At 70.4% G+C, this 2,381-nt stretch carries 2 protein-coding genes; both read right to left on the minus strand.

Features of this window, described 5'->3' with window-relative positions; translation table 11 throughout:
• On the minus strand, nt 1–1,935 hold a 1,935-nt coding region (locus tag IG88_RS0137570), incomplete at its 3' end, for a type I polyketide synthase (RefSeq protein WP_031051296.1).
• A 46-nt stretch (nt 1,936–1,981) separates the two neighbouring features.
• The coding region (locus tag IG88_RS0137575) for an acyl carrier protein (protein WP_031051300.1) at nt 1,982–2,381 on the minus strand (400 nt) is incomplete at its 5' end.

Raw genomic sequence — 2,381 nt, forward strand, 5'->3', positions numbered from 1 at the left:
CACCATCACCGCCCACAACACCGGCTGCACCACATCCACCCGCCCCCACAACGGATCCCCACCACCCCGGAACACAACATCCCGCAACGACCAGTCCGTAAACGGCGCCAACGCCCGCTCACACGCCACCATCGACTCACCGAACACCGCCGACACATCCCAAAGCTCACGCCCCATCCCCACCCACTGCGACCCCTGACCCGGGAACACGAACACCACACCGCTCCCCACGTCCCCGGAGCCGTGTACCAGGCCGGGGGCGTCGGAGGCGTCGGCGAGGGCCGAGAGGGCGGAGAGTTCGGTGGTCCGGTCGGCGCCCTCGTGGGTGAAGAGCACCGCGCGATGGGCCAGCACGGAACGGCTCGTCAGCAGCGAATGACCGATGTCGGCACTGCGCAGGCCGGGTGCCGCTTCGAGGTGGGCCCGCAGCCGCGCGGCCTGGGCGCGCAGCGCGTTCTCGGTGTCGCCGCATATCAACCAGGGCAGGGGCGCCGGATCCTCCCTGAAGGGCGGCTCGGCGCTGTCCTCAGGCAGTGAGTCCGGGGCGTCCTGCTCTTCGGGGGCCTGCTCCAGGATCACATGGGCGTTGGTACCGCTGATCCCGAAGGACGACACGCCCACCCGGCGCGGTCGTCCCGTCTCCGGCCACTCGCGGGCCTCGGTCAGCAGCTCCACCGCACCCGCCGACCAGTCCACCTGCGTGCTGGGCTTGCCGACGTGGAGGGTCTTGGGCATGACGGCGTGCTGGAGCGCCAGGACGCTCTTCATCACCCCGGCGACGCCGGATACCGCCTGCGTATGTGCGATGTTGGACTTCAGAGAGCCCAGCCACAGCGGCCGTCCGTCCGTACGGTCCTGGCCGTAGGTGGCGAGCAGGGCCTGCGCCTCGATCGGGTCGCCCAGCGAGGTACCCGTGCCGTGCGCCTCGACCATGTCCACGTCGGCCAGGGTCAGACCGGCGTTGGCGACGGCCGAGCGGATGACGCGCTGCTGCGAGGGACCGTTGGGCGCGCTCAGGCCGTTCGACGCGCCGTCCTGGTTCACGGCCGAGCCCTGGATCACGGCCAGTACGGGGTGGCCGTTGCGGCGCGCGTCCGAGAGGCGTTCCAGCAGGATCATGGCGGCACCCTCGCCCCAGCCGATGCCGTCGGCGTCGTCGGAGAACGCCTTGCACCGGCCGTCCGCGGCCAGGCCCCGCTGCCGGGCGAAGCTGACGAAGGCCGACGAGGTGGCCATCACGGCGACGCCGCCGGCGAGGGCCAGCGTGCAGTCGCCCTGCCGGAGGGACTGCACGGCGGAGTGCAGGGCGACGAGGGAGGACGAGCAGGCGGTGTCGATGGTGACCGCGGGGCCTTCGAGGCCCAGTACGTAGGAGACGCGGCCGGACATCACGCTCGCGGAGCCGCCCGTGATCGCGTACCCCTGGTCGGTCGGGGAGTTCATCAGCTTGACGGTGTGCTCGATGGCGGTGCCGCCGACGAACACGCCGGTGCGGCTGCCGCGCAGCGTGTGCGGGTCGATGCCGGCCCGTTCCAGCGCCTCCCACGACGTCTCCAGGAGCAACCGCTGCTGCGGGTCCATCGTCATGGCCTCGCGCGGCGAGATCCCGAAGAAGGACGCGTCGAAGGCGCCCGGCTCGCGCAGGAAGGCACCCTCACGGGTGTACGTCGTTCCCGGCCGGTCGGGATCGGGGTCGAAGAGGGAGGACAGATCCCAGCCCCGGTCATCGGGGAACCCGCTGACACCGTCGACCTCGTCGATCACCATTCGCCACAACTGCTCGGGGGAGTCGACCCCACCCGGGAGCCGGCAGGCCATGCCCACGACGGCGAGCGGCTCACGCACGCGGTCCTGGCTGTCCTTGAGCTGCTGGCGGGTCTGCTGCAGTTCGGCCGTGACCTTGCGCAGATAGGTACGGAGTTTGTCCTCGGTCATCGTGACATCCCACTCTGGAGCAGTTGAGGGTCCGGCTGGTGTCTGTTCAGGACAGGCCAAGGTCGCGGTCGATGAAGTCGAAGATCTCGTCGTCCGTGGCAGCGTCGAGATCGGTGGCGGCGTCCGTCGTCTCGGCGACGGTGACCCGGGCGACGAGGGTGCGCAGATGCTCGGCGATGTCCTCGCGCGCCTGCGCGTCGGCGGCCACGGTGTCCAGTGCTTCGCCGATGCGGGTCAGTTCCCGCCTGATGTCCAGGACGTCGCCGAGGGTCTGCTGTCCGTCCTTGGCGAGTTCCGTGTGCAGGAGGTCGGCGACGCGCTGGGAGTTGGGGTGGTCGAAGACGAGGGTGGCGGGCAGGCGCAGGCCGGTGGCCTTGGACATGCGGTTGCGCAGTTCCATCGCGGTCAGCGAGTCGAAGCCCAGGTCCTTGAAGGGCCGGGTCGGC

The organism is Streptomyces sp. NRRL F-5650, from assembly GCF_000721365.1.
In the GTDB taxonomy this organism is placed as follows: Bacteria; Actinomycetota; Actinomycetes; order Streptomycetales; family Streptomycetaceae; genus Streptomyces; species Streptomyces ardesiacus.